Source organism: Methylocystis rosea SV97 (assembly GCF_000372845.1).
Lineage (GTDB): Bacteria > Pseudomonadota > Alphaproteobacteria > Rhizobiales > Beijerinckiaceae > Methylocystis > Methylocystis rosea.
On the sequence record NZ_KB889963.1, the window covers coordinates 3,506,001 to 3,519,131 of the forward strand.

General features: G+C 58.0%; 16 protein-coding genes and 4 pseudogenes. 13 read left to right on the forward strand and 7 right to left on the reverse strand.

Annotated features, from left to right (window positions below):
• Positions 1-2 precede the first annotated feature (2 nt).
• On the reverse strand, positions 3-377 hold the full coding sequence (locus tag A3OO_RS0118490) for a phasin family protein (RefSeq protein ID WP_018409345.1): 375 nt from the start codon (positions 375-377) through the stop codon (positions 3-5).
• An 875-nt stretch (positions 378-1,252) separates the two neighbouring features.
• Here A3OO_RS0118490 and A3OO_RS22040 point away from each other — a divergent pair.
• A pseudogene (locus A3OO_RS22040) lies at positions 1,253-1,943 on the forward strand (IS6 family transposase).
• A 55-nt stretch (positions 1,944-1,998) separates the two neighbouring features.
• Here the strand turns inward: A3OO_RS22040 and A3OO_RS0118510 are convergent.
• The 3 genes and pseudogenes from A3OO_RS0118510 to A3OO_RS24330 all read right to left on the reverse strand — a co-directional run.
• Positions 1,999-2,157 (reverse strand): annotated as a pseudogene (locus tag A3OO_RS0118510) (serine protease); the annotation flags it as partial.
• Between the two features lie 95 nt (positions 2,158-2,252).
• Positions 2,253-3,068 carry an ATP-binding cassette domain-containing protein gene (locus tag A3OO_RS24325; RefSeq protein WP_018409349.1) on the reverse strand — a complete coding sequence of 272 codons (816 nt, stop codon included), beginning with the start codon at positions 3,066-3,068 and terminating at the stop codon, positions 2,253-2,255.
• A gap of 12 nt (positions 3,069-3,080) precedes the next feature.
• Positions 3,081-3,971, reverse strand: a complete 891-nt coding sequence (locus A3OO_RS24330) for an SbmA/BacA-like family transporter (protein ID WP_018409350.1) — start codon at positions 3,969-3,971, stop codon at positions 3,081-3,083.
• 230 nt (positions 3,972-4,201) lie between these two features.
• Here A3OO_RS24330 and A3OO_RS24830 point away from each other — a divergent pair, with 230 nt between their 5' ends.
• From A3OO_RS24830 to A3OO_RS23115, 3 genes and pseudogenes are all read left to right on the forward strand, one after another.
• Positions 4,202-4,627, forward strand: coding sequence for a cation-transporting P-type ATPase (locus A3OO_RS24830; RefSeq protein ID WP_083909787.1), 426 nt, complete (start codon positions 4,202-4,204; stop codon positions 4,625-4,627).
• A pseudogene (locus A3OO_RS24835) lies at positions 4,539-4,769 on the forward strand (Tn3 family transposase); the annotation flags it as partial. The gene A3OO_RS24830 and the pseudogene A3OO_RS24835, both read left to right, overlap by 89 nt.
• A gap of 98 nt (positions 4,770-4,867) precedes the next feature.
• Positions 4,868-5,206 (forward strand): GcrA family cell cycle regulator, encoded by a 339-nt coding sequence (locus A3OO_RS23115; protein ID WP_083909788.1) that lies wholly within the window; start codon positions 4,868-4,870, stop codon positions 5,204-5,206.
• An 85-nt stretch (positions 5,207-5,291) separates the two neighbouring features.
• Here the strand turns inward: A3OO_RS23115 and A3OO_RS0118535 are convergent, their stop codons facing one another.
• Positions 5,292-5,510 (reverse strand): alkylphosphonate utilization protein, encoded by a 219-nt coding sequence (locus tag A3OO_RS0118535; protein WP_018409354.1) that lies wholly within the window; start codon positions 5,508-5,510, stop codon positions 5,292-5,294.
• Between the two features lie 255 nt (positions 5,511-5,765).
• Positions 5,766-6,686, reverse strand: a complete 921-nt coding sequence (locus tag A3OO_RS0118540) for a complex I NDUFA9 subunit family protein (protein WP_018409356.1) — start codon at positions 6,684-6,686, stop codon at positions 5,766-5,768.
• Positions 6,687-6,982: 296 nt separating this feature from the next.
• Between A3OO_RS0118540 and A3OO_RS23120 the strand changes: the two genes are divergently transcribed.
• From A3OO_RS23120 to A3OO_RS0118560, 5 genes are all read left to right on the forward strand, one after another.
• Positions 6,983-7,546, forward strand: coding sequence for an NnrS family protein (locus A3OO_RS23120; protein ID WP_083909789.1), 564 nt, complete (start codon positions 6,983-6,985; stop codon positions 7,544-7,546).
• A 45-nt stretch (positions 7,547-7,591) separates the two neighbouring features.
• Positions 7,592-8,278: an RNA polymerase sigma factor gene (locus tag A3OO_RS0118545; RefSeq protein ID WP_018409357.1), complete on the forward strand. Its 687-nt coding sequence runs from the start codon at positions 7,592-7,594 to the stop codon at positions 8,276-8,278.
• A gap of 2 nt (positions 8,279-8,280) precedes the next feature.
• Positions 8,281-8,526, forward strand: coding sequence for a hypothetical protein (locus A3OO_RS0118550; RefSeq protein ID WP_018409358.1), 246 nt, complete (start codon positions 8,281-8,283; stop codon positions 8,524-8,526).
• 217 nt (positions 8,527-8,743) lie between these two features.
• Positions 8,744-9,109 carry a group I truncated hemoglobin gene (locus A3OO_RS0118555; RefSeq protein WP_018409359.1) on the forward strand — a complete coding sequence of 122 codons (366 nt, stop codon included), beginning with the start codon at positions 8,744-8,746 and terminating at the stop codon, positions 9,107-9,109.
• Between the two features lie 4 nt (positions 9,110-9,113).
• A complete protein-coding gene (locus tag A3OO_RS0118560; protein ID WP_026223135.1) occupies positions 9,114-10,061 on the forward strand; it encodes a 2Fe-2S iron-sulfur cluster-binding protein in 948 nt (315 codons plus the stop codon).
• A 137-nt stretch (positions 10,062-10,198) separates the two neighbouring features.
• On the opposite strand, the pseudogene A3OO_RS23720 reads toward A3OO_RS0118560, so the two are convergent.
• Positions 10,199-10,360: pseudogene (locus A3OO_RS23720) on the reverse strand (IS6 family transposase); the annotation flags it as partial.
• 52 nt (positions 10,361-10,412) lie between these two features.
• Between A3OO_RS23720 and A3OO_RS0118570 the strand changes: the two are divergent.
• The 4 genes from A3OO_RS0118570 to A3OO_RS0118585 all read left to right on the forward strand — a co-directional run bounded on the left by A3OO_RS0118570 (position 10,413) and on the right by A3OO_RS0118585 (position 13,082).
• The gene (locus tag A3OO_RS0118570; protein ID WP_018409362.1) at positions 10,413-11,108 is read left to right on the forward strand and encodes an IS6 family transposase; all 696 of its coding nucleotides are present in this window, start codon (positions 10,413-10,415) and stop codon (positions 11,106-11,108) included.
• Positions 11,109-11,385: 277 nt separating this feature from the next.
• Positions 11,386-11,586 (forward strand): hypothetical protein, encoded by a 201-nt coding sequence (locus A3OO_RS22050; protein ID WP_018409363.1) that lies wholly within the window; start codon positions 11,386-11,388, stop codon positions 11,584-11,586.
• Between the two features lie 835 nt (positions 11,587-12,421).
• The gene (locus A3OO_RS0118580; RefSeq protein ID WP_156824874.1) at positions 12,422-12,754 is read left to right on the forward strand and encodes a hypothetical protein; all 333 of its coding nucleotides are present in this window, start codon (positions 12,422-12,424) and stop codon (positions 12,752-12,754) included.
• A 4-nt stretch (positions 12,755-12,758) separates the two neighbouring features.
• Positions 12,759-13,082, forward strand: coding sequence for a putative quinol monooxygenase (locus A3OO_RS0118585; protein WP_018409365.1), 324 nt, complete (start codon positions 12,759-12,761; stop codon positions 13,080-13,082).
• The last annotated feature ends 49 nt before the right edge of the window (positions 13,083-13,131 follow it).

The window sequence follows — 13,131 nt, forward strand, 5'->3', positions numbered from 1 at the left end:
GATCAGCTCTGCCTCGCCGCAACCGGCGCATTCGACGGGGGAGCGGAAGCCCACGGCATTACAGGCGATGCGGCTTTGAGCGGCTTGAAGGCTTCCTTAGCGAGGTTGGAATACATTTCGCCGACCTTGGTGGCTTGCGCAACGAAATCTTCATAGGCGGCTTTGGCGAAATCCGAATGCAACTGGATCGCTTCGTCGAACTTTTTCACGCCCATCAGCTTTTCGAAGTGCACGCTGCATTTCTCGAAGGCCTGCTTGGAATAGTCCGTCGTTTCCGTCGCGATGGCCTGTAGCGCTTTGGCCGTTGACTCGTTCGCCGCGGTAATGGTCTCGAATGGATTGGACAGTGTCGGCATCTCGTTGAAGGCCGTAGACATTTTGTGTCCCACTTTTTGTTCCTGTGCGCCCGGGTGAATCCCGGTCGCCATGCCTGGTCTACATGGGGTGCGCTGCACAACGTTCCTATTGCGACGCAAAAATAAAAGCTGGTTGCCCGCCTGAGATGAGGCCAAAGCGCATAGGTGCAAAGAACTCGGATGAATACACGTCGGCCGTCTTGCATTTGCGGCCACGCTTGCATTTGCCGAGGCGACGCCCAACTAAGGTTGATGCGCCGGTGCTCTCACCGGCTAAGCGTTAGTCAGTACTGAGTAGCTCGGTCAGAGATGGCCGGGCTTTTTTTCTTCGAGCGCCGGGCTTCGCGGCCTCCGTCAACGCCCGCGCGATTGCCTGCGCGACGGCCGCCAATTATTTGGCGGATCCCCGCGACAGTGACTTGACCTGTCGTTTGTGACGCGCGCCTCACACCCGGCCCGTTGGTCCAGGCAGCTCGGACCAATCGAGGCCGAGTTCCTCGCAGACCCGGCGTGCGCCACGCGGATCGAGGTCCTTGTGCGAACCGCCAAGGGGAGCCTGCGATGTCCGCTCTTCTCGATGCACCGTTACCATGACCTGCCCCTCGCCGCGCTCCTGATGCTCATGATGGTCAAAGCGACACCCTCGCTCCGCTAGCCACTTTCGAAATGTTGCGCTTTCCATTATTATCCCCGTGTTGAAGAACTGACTTAGGCCTTGGGCCACTTTCTAGTGTTTGTCGAGTTCGCCGGCTCGCCCTTGTCAGCAGCAAGCACTGCTCCGGTCCCAATGAACGCGACGTCAAATACAACAACCAGAAAAACGCTCAACTTGTCGATCGGCTTTGTCATATTGTTCGGGGCTTGCGATCTCTTGGTCCTACCGATAGCCATTGACCATGGCGAAGATAAATTACAGCGGCTACCGCTTTCCTCCCGAGATCATCCAACAGGCGATTTGGCTGTATCTTCGGTTCTCGCTGAGCTTCCGCGACGTGGAAGATCTGTTGGCGGAACGTGGCGTCATGGTGTCCTATGAGACGGTGAGACGATGGGTCATTCACTTTGGACCCAAAATCGCGGCCGATCTTCGCAAACGCCGGCCGAAGCCGCACACAACGTGGCATCTGGATGAAGTCTATCTGAAGATCGATGGCCGGCTGGTCTATCTATGGCGGGCCGTCGATAGCGAAGGAGAGGTTCTGGATGTCTTGGTCCAGACCAAGCGGAATAAGGCCGCAGCGCTTAAATTAATGCGCAAGCTCCTGAAGAAATATGGCTTCCTGCCGGAGAATCTGGTGACCGACGATCTGCGATCTTACCACGCCGAGGCGCGTGATCTTGGGATCGGGCATCGGCATCGCACCGGCCGATGGCGAAACAATCGGGCGGAGAATTCGCATCAACCAACCCGACGACGAGAACGCAAGATGCAAGGCTTCAAGAGCGTCGGTTCAGCCCAAAGATTTCTCTCACGCAGCAGCCCACAACACGTTCAACGTTCAACGCCATCTCATTTCAGCAAGGACGCACCGAGCTTTTCGAGCCTCGGCCATGGACACATGGCGTGCGGCCACTGCTGCAGCATGAGCACGATTATCAATGAGATCATTCGCGTCTATCGTTCGACAACGTGACAAAGCCCCGGGAAGTGTTTGCTCGGTTCGTCGAACATCACATGCCGGCTCGTCACCAGAAACAAGCGCTCATCACGCTCGAAGAAAAAGCTACTCGCATTCGTCAGCATCCGCTGCTGTTCGAATGTGTAGAGACGTGCGGTGGTAAGCGGAAGGGATTCGATCATTCCTCTTCGCCTTCCCTTTTAGCCGCCCGGCGTTTCGTGAAAGGCGGCAACGCGTCGAATAATAACGCCGCTCGAAAGTCAGCGACTCGTCGGGTTCATGATGGGGATCTCGCGCTGAGCTGGATCTCGCGGTCATAGAAGCGCTTGTCTACATTGCGGCGTGCCGCGTGGATGATGGTCGAGCCCGGCGCTTCCTCGCAGAGTAGTTCCATCAACCGCGTCTGGCTGAGGTCGTCGAGCGCCGAGGTGGGTTCGTCCATGATGATGATGTCTGGCGGCCTTAGCAGCACGCGCGCGAAGCCGAGCTGTTGCTGTTCGCCGCCTGATAGCACATCGGACCAGCTCTGCTCCTCGTCCAGGCGCGATACGAGATGAGCCAAGCCACAGGCAACAAGGATCCTTTCGGTGCGCGCGGGGTCGGGCGGCTCGTCGCCGCGGGGATAGTCGAGCGCGTCGCGCAACGTGCCCCGCGGCATATACGGCTGCTGCGGCATGAAAGCCATGCGCGCATCCTTCGGACGCAGAATGCGGCCGCTGCCCCACGGCCACAACCCGGCCATGGCGCGGATCAGCGTGCTTTTGCCGGCGCCGGAATCTCCCTTGACGAGAACCTTCTCGCCGCGTCCGATCGTCGCATCGGTGTCCGCGAGCATCAACGTGCCGTCATGCTGGGCGATGGAGAGCCCGCAAAGATGCAATGCGCTGTCGTCGCTGAAGGCGAGATCGATCATCTTCTCCTCAGCTCCGATCGCGAGCTCGTCGAGGTCATCGAAGAAGAGGTCAAGGGCGGCGACGCGCCGCGCCGAGGCGAACCAGTCCGCAAGACGCAGCGAATTGTCGGCGAGCCAGTTGAGCGCCAATTGCACCTGTACGAAGGCGGCCGCCGCCTGCATGAGATCGCCGAGCGACATTTCGCCGGCGAGTTATTTCGGTGCGCCTAGCATGAGAGGGATGGCGGGCGCGAGCACGTTGTTGCCGCTTGATAGGAAGAGCATGCGCGCCTGCCGTCCAATCACCGCAACCCAGCGCAGCGCGACCTGACTGAATCTCGCATAGTGCCGCTCCCGCTCGGCGTCGTCGGCGCCGATAAGCGCGATTGTTTCGGCGTTTTCGCGAGTGTGCGAAAGTTCAAAGCGAAAGTCCGCCTCTGCGGCCGCCTTCGCTTCGACGCGCGCTACGAGCGGACGGCCCAAAAGCAGCATGCCGAAGGACGTCGAGGCGGAATATATGACGACCGCGATTACGAGATAGCCCGGGATCGTCACGCCCCCAATCGTCAGCGAGCCGCCGATGAACCACAGCACGCTGACGAACGAGACCGCCATGAGCAGAGCATTCGTGACGCCCGTCGCAAAGTCGACGAAGAGCTCGATAGCGATTCGCCCGTCCTCGGCGATGCGCGCTTCCGGATTATCGACGAGCCGAAGGACGCTGAGCTGATAAAAGCGGCGGCGCTCCATCCAGCGCCGCACGAGCGTCTGCGTCAGCCATTCCCGCCAGCGCAACTGAAAGCGCATGCGCGTCTGCAGAAGCGCGACGCTCGTCAACGCAGAGGCGAAGGCCAGCGCCAGCATCAGGCCGATGCTGAGAATGATCAGCCGCTGGTCCTTGTTTTGCAGGGCGTCGAAGAAAAACTTGTTCCATCGGTTGACCGCGATGGCCGGGGCGAGATTGAGCAGCAGACAGGCAAAGAGCCCGACCACGAACAAGGTCGCTTTGCGGCGCGTCGGGCCGGTCCAGAAACCGAAGGAGAGGTTTGCAAAGTGGCGCAGGAGCCGCGCATCGACCGCGGTTGGAACAATGACGTTAGTCATATTCGTTCTTTAAGCTCAACTTGGGATGACCGGCAAGGCGGCATAGATGGCCCTGCATCTTGGCGCGATCGGCGCCTTCATGTGAGACTATCGCTGTCTGGCTGTGAACTCTTATGTGATCGTTTTTCTCATGTCATTTTGATGGACGCCGTCTGGCTTCGCGTGAAGCGAGGACGAGGAGCAGACTAGCGACGTTCGCCGACACACGAGATTGTAGACAGGAACCCTAAGTGACCTGGGGCGCCAATGAAACTCCCTACTGGAGCCTGGATTCTTCCGAGCTGGCCGCAGCTTTGGAGTCGGGTCCAGACGGGCTATCGTCCGATCGTGCCGCTGCGCGCCTTTTAAGCGTCGGTCCCAACAGCGTCGAGGATGCGCCGCGCCTGAGCGCGCTTCGCCTCCTTCTGCGCCAGTTCCAAAGCCCGCTCGTCCTCATCCTGGCGTTCGCCGCCGCAATCTCGCTGGCGCTTCAGCAATTGGGTGGACGCCGCCATCATCCTGGCGATCGTCCTGGGCAGTTCGCTCCTCAGCTTCCTTCAGGAATACCGGGCGTCCACGGCGGTCGAGGAATGCTCGCTGGATATCCGCGAACACTATACGGACACGGCGGGCGCCGTCGATCATGTGTTCGGTCTCTGTCATCTCACGGGATTTAGATTTGCGCCGCGCATTCGTGATCTTGCCGATCGCCGCCTCTATGTCTCCGACGCTCGTTCATCCTATGGACCACTCGATCCGATGATCGGCGGCGCCATCGACTTTCGCATCATCGGCGAAAATTGGGATGAGACGTTGCGCGGGGGCAGCGCACTATTCATGATCATTTGCCGGCCGCGCCGCACTCGCGCGCCGCATCGATATTAATCTCCAACCAGCGAAAGCGCTACGAAACCGAAATGACCAAGCTGAAGAAGGAGACTGACCAGCCCGCGCCCGCCAATTTGATCGAAAAGCAAGACTCCGACAGCCAACATATTTGCAATCAAAGGCAAAGCGGGAATTTGAAGCCATTGCTCCCGTCGGTTCCTATTCGGTTCATGCAGATTCGAAATGGAAGGTGCCGCTGGCCGATCGGCGATCCGCACCATTTCGACTCGTTCCGGTTCTGTGGCTGCGCGTGCGCACCGGAGGCCATTTATTGCGATACACACAAGAATATGGCTTTTGCTCCGAACCGGGCGAGGACGTTCATGCCTGGAAGAGCCGTTCCACTGCCGGCGACCAAAGTTTCTTGATGAACCGAACTTCTTGCTAAATCGCTTGGCGCGCAGGTCCAGAGTTTCGCTGGGTCCGCTCGTCCTGCGCGCCATTCGATGGCAACTAGGCTTTCCTGACGAACTCCGTCCGCAGCACGAGCCCTTTTACTTTCTCAGAGCGGCAATCGATCTCGGCCGGATCATCCGTGAGCCGGATATTTTTGATCAAGGCGCCGCGTTTCAGCACGACGGACGAGCCCTTAACCTTCAAGTCCTTTATCAAGGTCACGGAATCGCCGTCCTTGAGTTCTGCGCCATTGCTGTCTTTCACAACTACCGTCATCAGGCACTCCGAGCATTCCATAGCTGATAATGCGCATCGTTATATTCGCCGAGTAGCCCGTTTGCATATCCCAGGCGATCATTCGCTAATTCAGAGGCCAATCGGCCATCCGCCTCGGGGCTTCGTCCGGTCGTGCCGACGCCGTATTCCGCTTCTTCGTCTGGATCAAGACTTCGAGAACTTCTCCGTCTGCCAAGATGGCTCGCGATGCCGGCGACCATTTTCGAAGGCGGATCTGCCGAAGAACCTCCTTGATCACTGATCCCGTAATATCTCCTGGAGTATTTCCTCGACCGAGCGCGGCGAAATTCCGAGATCTTCAAATCCTGGTATCTCTGGCGACCACACAGTGTCGACCTGCATCAGCTCTACTTGATTGCGAGTGATGGGCGGGCTCGGGAGCATTTCCGCGAACCACGCCAGCGTGTGCCAAACGGCAAACGGGACAGGAACTAACATAGGCTTAAGGCTGGCTTCGTGGGCAATGACCCTGAGCAATTCTTCATAAGAGTAGACGCGAGGTCCGCCAAACTCGAAGGTGATCGCATGCACGTCCTTCCGATCCAGCGCCCTAGCGATTGCTTCCGCCACATCTTCCACATAGGCGGGCTGCAGTCTCGTGAGACCGCGCCCGAACATCGGATAGATTGGAAGCCGGCCGAGGAGTTTGAGGATGGAGGTGAGAAATGAATCGTCAGGTCCGAACATCACCGCCGGGCGAATGAGAATTGTATCTGCGAACGCGGCGCGAACCGCCAATTCGCCTTCGCCACGCTTGCGGATGTAGAGCGATGATGAGCCGGCATCGGAGCCGATTCCTGAGACGTGCGCGAGCTGCTCAACTTGGGCTCGACGTGCTTGATCTGCTAATCGTTGAGCTGCCTCAACGTGCACGGAATGAAAAGTCTCGCGGCCATGCTCGACGTATAGGCTTACCGCATTCACAACGCCGTAAGCGCCAGCAAGTGCATCGGCGATTGACTGCTCATCGTGAATGTTGGCCTCGACCGAGCGAAGTTGCGGATCATCAAAACCAAACAGCCTATGAGCCCGATCCGGATTCCTCGACGCAACCCGAACAAAAAACCCAGCCTTGCGGAGGCGCCAAACGACACGGCGACCGAGAAACCCGGTTCCGCCGAACACGACAATGGAGCGCTCGTGCATGGTCGCCATGGCTCAAATTCGCCTGCTTACGTCGGAGCAGCCCAAGTGCGTATAGATAAGGTGGACGGCATCGCACGCCAACTGCATGCGCCTTGCTTGGATCGGCTCAGCAAGCCTGCACAAGCCTGCAGAGGCGCCTCTGAAGCGGGGGAGTTTACGTCCGGCGCTCAGAGAGTAGCTCGCCTTACATACCGGAGCTTAGCGGGCTGCGTGTGCTCTAGAAAGCGCGCGGTGCGCTCGTCTCCTCGCATAAGCTACACACTGTCTACACCCGCGATGTCGGTGACAGAAGCAAGCGGCAGACCGTGCGCGAGCCGTTCCTATGGCCATTTGCATGTCGGCTATGCATGGTTGTCGCTATCGAGGGCTTTAACGGCTTTTTTCAATTACTGCCGGAAAAAGCCGCGCTGCACACGCTGACTGTTGGCGCAATCGGAACGATGACGCTCGCGGTGATGACGCGGGCGTCGCTGGGCCATACTGGCCGCGCTTACCGCAGGCCCTCGAACGACGGCGATCTGCGTCCTGATAACTCTCGCAGCGATACTGCGCCTATTTTCGTCGGTCGCCGGAGTTCAAGAACCAGCTCTGCAATTTGCTGCCGGCGCCGCATGGACCGCGGCGCTCGCCTTGCTCACACTGTTCCATTCGCTTTTAACGCGCCCCCGGGTAGGTCCGGGGAAGGCCTCGCCGATCTGATCGTGAGTCAGACGGGGCTCATCCCTCGGCGTGCTGCCGTTGTTCTTTTTTGTCGAGCGCCGATCCAAATCTCTTCCGACCGAAGAGGCCCTCCAAACATCGGAGGCCCGATGGATAGCTTCGCTTCGATGTTAATGCTAACCTTAGCGTGCAAGCCGTTTTCCGTCTGACACCCGTACCGCGAAATGAGAGAACGATCAAACTCCGAGTGGTTATTGGCCCTACGAGCAGGCGATCAGAATCAGGCCGTTGCGCTGGCTGAGCTGCGTGAGCTCGTGCTCGGTGCGATCATCAAATTTCTCTCGCGAAATGAAACGCCCGGAGGTTCATCGCTCGGCCACGATTTGCATCAAACGGCTGAGGACTGCGCCCAGGAGGCCATTATCCTCATCCAGTCGAAAGTCGAACAATTTCGTGGCGAGAGCAAATTTACGACATGGGCCTATTCGATCGCTGTTCGCGTCACTCTTGGGGAGCTTCGACGACGGCGCTGGCGGAAGGCGGTCGTGAATCGTGCGCGTCTTGGCGAAGATATGCCGGTCTGGCCGACTGATGCTGCAGAACCCGAGCGTAGTCTGGAACGGCGACAAGCGTGGGCTTTGTTGGTCCGCCTTATCGAGAACTCTTTGACGCCACTCCAGCGAAAAGCGCTTGTTGCTCACGCTTTTCAGGGCATGCCGCTTGATCTTGTCGCCGAGTGGCTCGGCGGCAATCGCAATAGCATATACAAGCTTATTCATGATGCACGAAAACGCCTCAAGGCCGCGCTACTTTCCGAAGGCGTCACGCATCAGGATATCATAGCTACGTTCGACTCGCCCCAGCGCAAAACTTATCTCAGTGATGATGGTAAGATTTTGCCGTTTCAGAGCGTCTCAAATACGGTTGAGTCCGGAAGCTAGGAATGAAACAAAAGGAATTTGCCCGCCTGCTCGATACGATCTTCGCCGCCAAAAGCGGGGAAGAGATGTCGTGTACGGATTATTTCGATAGTCTACCGCGCTACGCCGAGTTGGAAGCCTCCGGCTTGGACGCCGCCGCCACCCTCCCCGAGGTTCGTCACCACATGCATCAATGTCCCGAATGCGAAGAGGTGTATCTCGGATTGCTGGCGCTTGTGCGCGCCGAAAAGGCGGCCGATCGCGGGTGAGCAGGCGCGCTCGTCCCCGGGCTTATCGATCGAGTCAGCGGCAACAGAACGAATTTCGTCACGCTTTTCTTATATGATTGAATTTCCTGCGGGAGGCATTTCTCCGAGCAAAAAAATCTCGCCGGTCGAGGTAAGATTCTCCACGCCGCGGCGTCTAACAGACGTCCGAGCCGAAAAAGTTGGCTCGCTAAGGTCGGCAACAGGGAGAACGCAAGGCATGCCAAATCTCTACGAGCGCCTCGGGGGCGAGAACGCCGTTAATGCCGCAGTTGAGCTTTTTTATCGCAAGGTTCTCGCGGACGGTCGCATCGCGCAGTTTTTTGATGGCGTCGACATCGATCAGCAAATCGCCAAACAGAAATCATTCTTGACCATGGCGTTTGGGGGTCCAAATAATTACACGGGAGCCGACATGCGCAACGCGCACAAGCGTCTCGTTGCCAAGGGCCTCAACGATTCCCATGTTGACGCGGTAATCGAAAATCTGAACTACACGCTCCGTGACCTTGGCGTGCCAGAAAAAGAGGTTAAGGAAGTCGCGGCGATTGCAAATTCCGTTCGTGATGACGTATTGAACCGTTGATCCGATGCTGCAGTTCGAGGATCGTTCGGTCGAACTCAGGCTAGGTGAAACAGTGCTTGAAGCGCTGGAGCGCGCCGGCATCGACGCGCCTTCGTCGTGCCGGTCCGGCAATTGTCAGACTTGTCTGCATCGCGTGGTCGAAGGCGTTCCTCCGCCAGAGTCTCAAGTTGGATTGACAAAGGGTCAGAAGGCGCTCGGCTTTTTTCTGCCCTGTGTCTGTTTGCCGACGTCGCCGCTGAGGATTACGCGGCCGGATGACGTCGGAGCGCGTCGGGATGCGGTTATTCGAGCGATTGATCCGCTCGCGCCGGATGTGATCCGACTGCGTGTCGATGCAGATGATTTTGCGTATCGGCCAGGTCAGTTCCTCGAACTTGTCGCGGATGGCGATTTAAGACGTCATTACTCGCTCGCGAGCCATCCCGAGGACGATCCATTTCTCGAGATGCATATCCGACTGCATGAAAATGGCCGAATGAGCCGACGGCTTGGAGAATTCAAGCCGGGCGACCGCTTGCATGTCGCGGGTCCGTCCGGGACATGCTTTTACGAAGGTGTTCATCAGGATCAGCGCCTGCTGCTGATCGGCGCCGGGACGGGTCTCGCGCCACTCTATGGCGTGTTGCGAGACGCTCTGAAGCGGGGCCATCTCGGTCCAATCCGTCTTTACCATGGCGCACGCAGCCGTGATGGTCTCTATCTTGATGAAGAGCTGAAAGCGCTGAGCCGGACGCGGGCGCATGTCGACTACCGACCATGCCTGCTTGATCCAGATGCTCCGGCTGGAGGAGACGTTGCGGCGACAGCCCTGCACGGTGAGCAAGACGTCAAGGACAGCGCAATTTTTCTGTGTGGCGGCGAAAATCTGGTGAAACGGTTGAAGCGTGATTTCTTCATGCGCGGAGTCAGCATGAAAAACATCAGATCGGATGCGTTCACGCCGTCGGGGTAACGTTTGGCGGATCGGTATGGGGCGAAGTCGCAGCTTCAGGATTGACGTATCCGTGACGCCGCGCGCAGGTTAGCAAGAGTGGAGGCTTTGTCACGTTGTCGAACGAAAGACGCGAATGATCTCGTTGACGATCTTGTTTATGCTGCAGCAGTGGCCGAACGCCATGTGTCCATGGCCGAGGCTCGAAAAGCTCGGTGCGTCCTTGCTGAAATGAGATGGCGTTGAACGTTGAACGTGTTGTGGGCTGCTGCGTGAAAGGAGAGAAAACTTTGTGCTGAACCAACGCTCTTGAAGGCTTTGTCACATTGTTCGGGGCTTGCGATCTCTTGGTCCTACCGATAGCCATTGACCATGGCGAAGATAAATTACAGCGGCTACCGCTTTCCTCCCGAGATCATCCAACAGGCGATTTGGCTGTATCTTCGGTTCTCCCTGAGCTTCCGCGACGTGGAAGATCTGTTGGCGGAACGTGGCGTCATGGTGTCCTATGAGACCGTGAGACGATGGGTCATTCACTTTGGACCCAAAATCGCGGCCGATCTTCGCAAACGCCGACCGAAGCCGCACACGACATGGCATCTGGATGAAGTCTATCTGAAGATCGATGGCCGGCTGGTCTATCTATGGCGGGCCGTCGATAGCGAAGGAGAGGTTCTGGATGTCTTGGTCCAGACCAGGCGGAATAAGGCCGCAGCGCTTAAATTAATGCGCAAGCTCCTGAAGAAATATGGCTTCCTGCCGGAGAATCTGGTGACCGACGATCTGCGATCTTACCACGCCGCGGCGCGTGATCTTGGGATCGGGCATCGGCATCGCACCGGCCGATGGCGAAACAATCGGGCGGAGAATTCGCATCAACCAACCCGACGACGAGAACGCAAGATGCAAGGTTTCAGGAGCGTCGGTTCAGCGCAAAGATTTCTCTCCTTTCACGCAGCAGCCCACAACACGTTCAACGTTCAACGCCATCTCATTTCAGCAAGGACGCACCGAGCTTTTCGAGCCTCGGCCATGGACACATGGCGTGCGGCCACTGCAACAGCATGAGCACGATTATCAACGAGATCATTCGCGTCTATCGTTCGACAACGTGACAAAGCCAACTGAACCGTTACGTCAATGGTCGCGGTCCTCGGCGCGGGCTCGTCAATCGGCTCCTCGTGCGCCGAGCGGAGCTGAGGAGAGCAGCTTCATGAAGCCGTTTTTCCGCTGCGACCATTGACCTTTCATCTCCTGGAGCCAGATGAGGCTTATCTGAAACTGGGCGAGCGCAGCAAGCGGCTTGAGATGGGCGAAGGCGCTCGTAAAAGATGGAGGAGCGGCTATGACTGATCAAAGGCCTTCTGGTCAAAGGCCCTCTGGCGAAAAAGATTGGGAAGTCACGCCCAACACTTACATCTTCGCCGGCGTCGGCGCAGTCATTTTGGGTGGCCTCGCCTATGCAGCTCTCGGCGGCATTCCGAACACCATCGCGGCAGCCGTAGTTGGTGGATTGGCGGGTGGCTCCTTGGGGCTCTTCTTCTAGTGGACTGACGCGGAGATCGATGCTCCGCGTCAGAACAGCCATGCATCCGGATAAGACACCAATCGAGAGAGCGCCTGTCGGCAAGCGGGCGACGAGCGTGCGGCAGCGACGTTTTCTGGGGAAATTCACCGAGGTGGGTAATTAGTCCGGACATAATGATCTGCTTGGTTGCGGCGCTCCGCGCGACGAGCTTCACTGGCCTTTCAACGTGGTGCAAACCACGGATGCGATATTGCTGCTTCACGACAGGCGCCAACGAAACGCTTCGTTGCCGCCTGGACGAAGCGGTGGTGCAAACCACGGTGTTCTCGAAAGCCTCGGTTCGCCCTTTCTACAGGCATGCGCGTGACAGCAGTAACGAGCGCAGGCGCGCCGACAACATGGCGCTTCTGTTACCGTGCCGGATGCAGAGAGAGCGGCGGCCACTGCCTGAGACTTTGATCGCCGCGATACTCCCCGTCGATAGGCGCCACACTAAAACAAAAAAGCTGCCAGCGTCCGCCAGCGTCGTAAATGCGGAGGTTCTCGAACGCGACCGACGTCGCAACTCTTCCGCTACCGCTGGCTCCGTCTCAAGCCGCTTGATCGGCCACGACATCGCAGCCCTCCATCATGCAATCAATTGCAAACCAATAATAGTCGATATTTAAGAGACAGGACGCTAGATTAAGGAATTTACACTGCGCTGAATTGCGGTGACGCCATAGAACAGGCTCCCATCCTTCGTTGGCCTCCTCTCGGGCTGCAACATCTCGAAAGATCTTAAAGGCGCAGGCTCAAACTCCAGACCTGAGTTCGCGATGGCGCGTTCTGCACCGTTTTTGGCAGAACTGGCGTGCTGCGCCGAAAGTCGTTGAAACACAGGATCGCGTCACCCCAGTTCCCATCTTTCATCTGCGGAGGCTGCGATGGTCAAAGCGTCACAACAACACGCCAGAAGCCAGTGGATCAATGTCGACGCCTTGTATGCGGCGGGGTCGTCTGGGCATGCGCCTATTACGTCGCAAGCGATGCGATCGCCGATGAATCGGCGGGCGCAGGCGGCAACAGCTTTCTCCTCGCTTCCAGTCTCGCGACGGCGGGATTGATTACAGCTTTTTCCCTCAGAGAGTTTTTTGTCGCCTACAAGCGCTTGGGCGCCAACGAGGCGCGCAACCGGCGGGAGTAAGGCGATGACCAAGGTTGGATTGTTTGTGACGCTCGAGGCGCAACCCGGAAAAGAAATGCAGCTCGCGCAGTTTCTCATCAGCGCTTTAGAATTGGTCGAGGCCGAGCCCGACACGACCGCATGGTTTGCGGTTCGCACGGGGCCCTCGACCTTCGCCATTTTTGACGTTTTTCCCGACGAAAAGGGCCGCGCGGCGCATCTTTCCGGCGAAGTCGCGAAATCGCTGATGGCGAAAGCGCCGGAACTTCTTGCCAAACCGCCGTCGATCGAGAAGATAGACGTTCTCGCCGATAAAATCCCGGCCGCCCCTGAACTCGTCCGCGGGTGACTGCCGCTGAGGAGGGACGGGCCGCTGGCTCAGCTTCGGGCTGCAACGG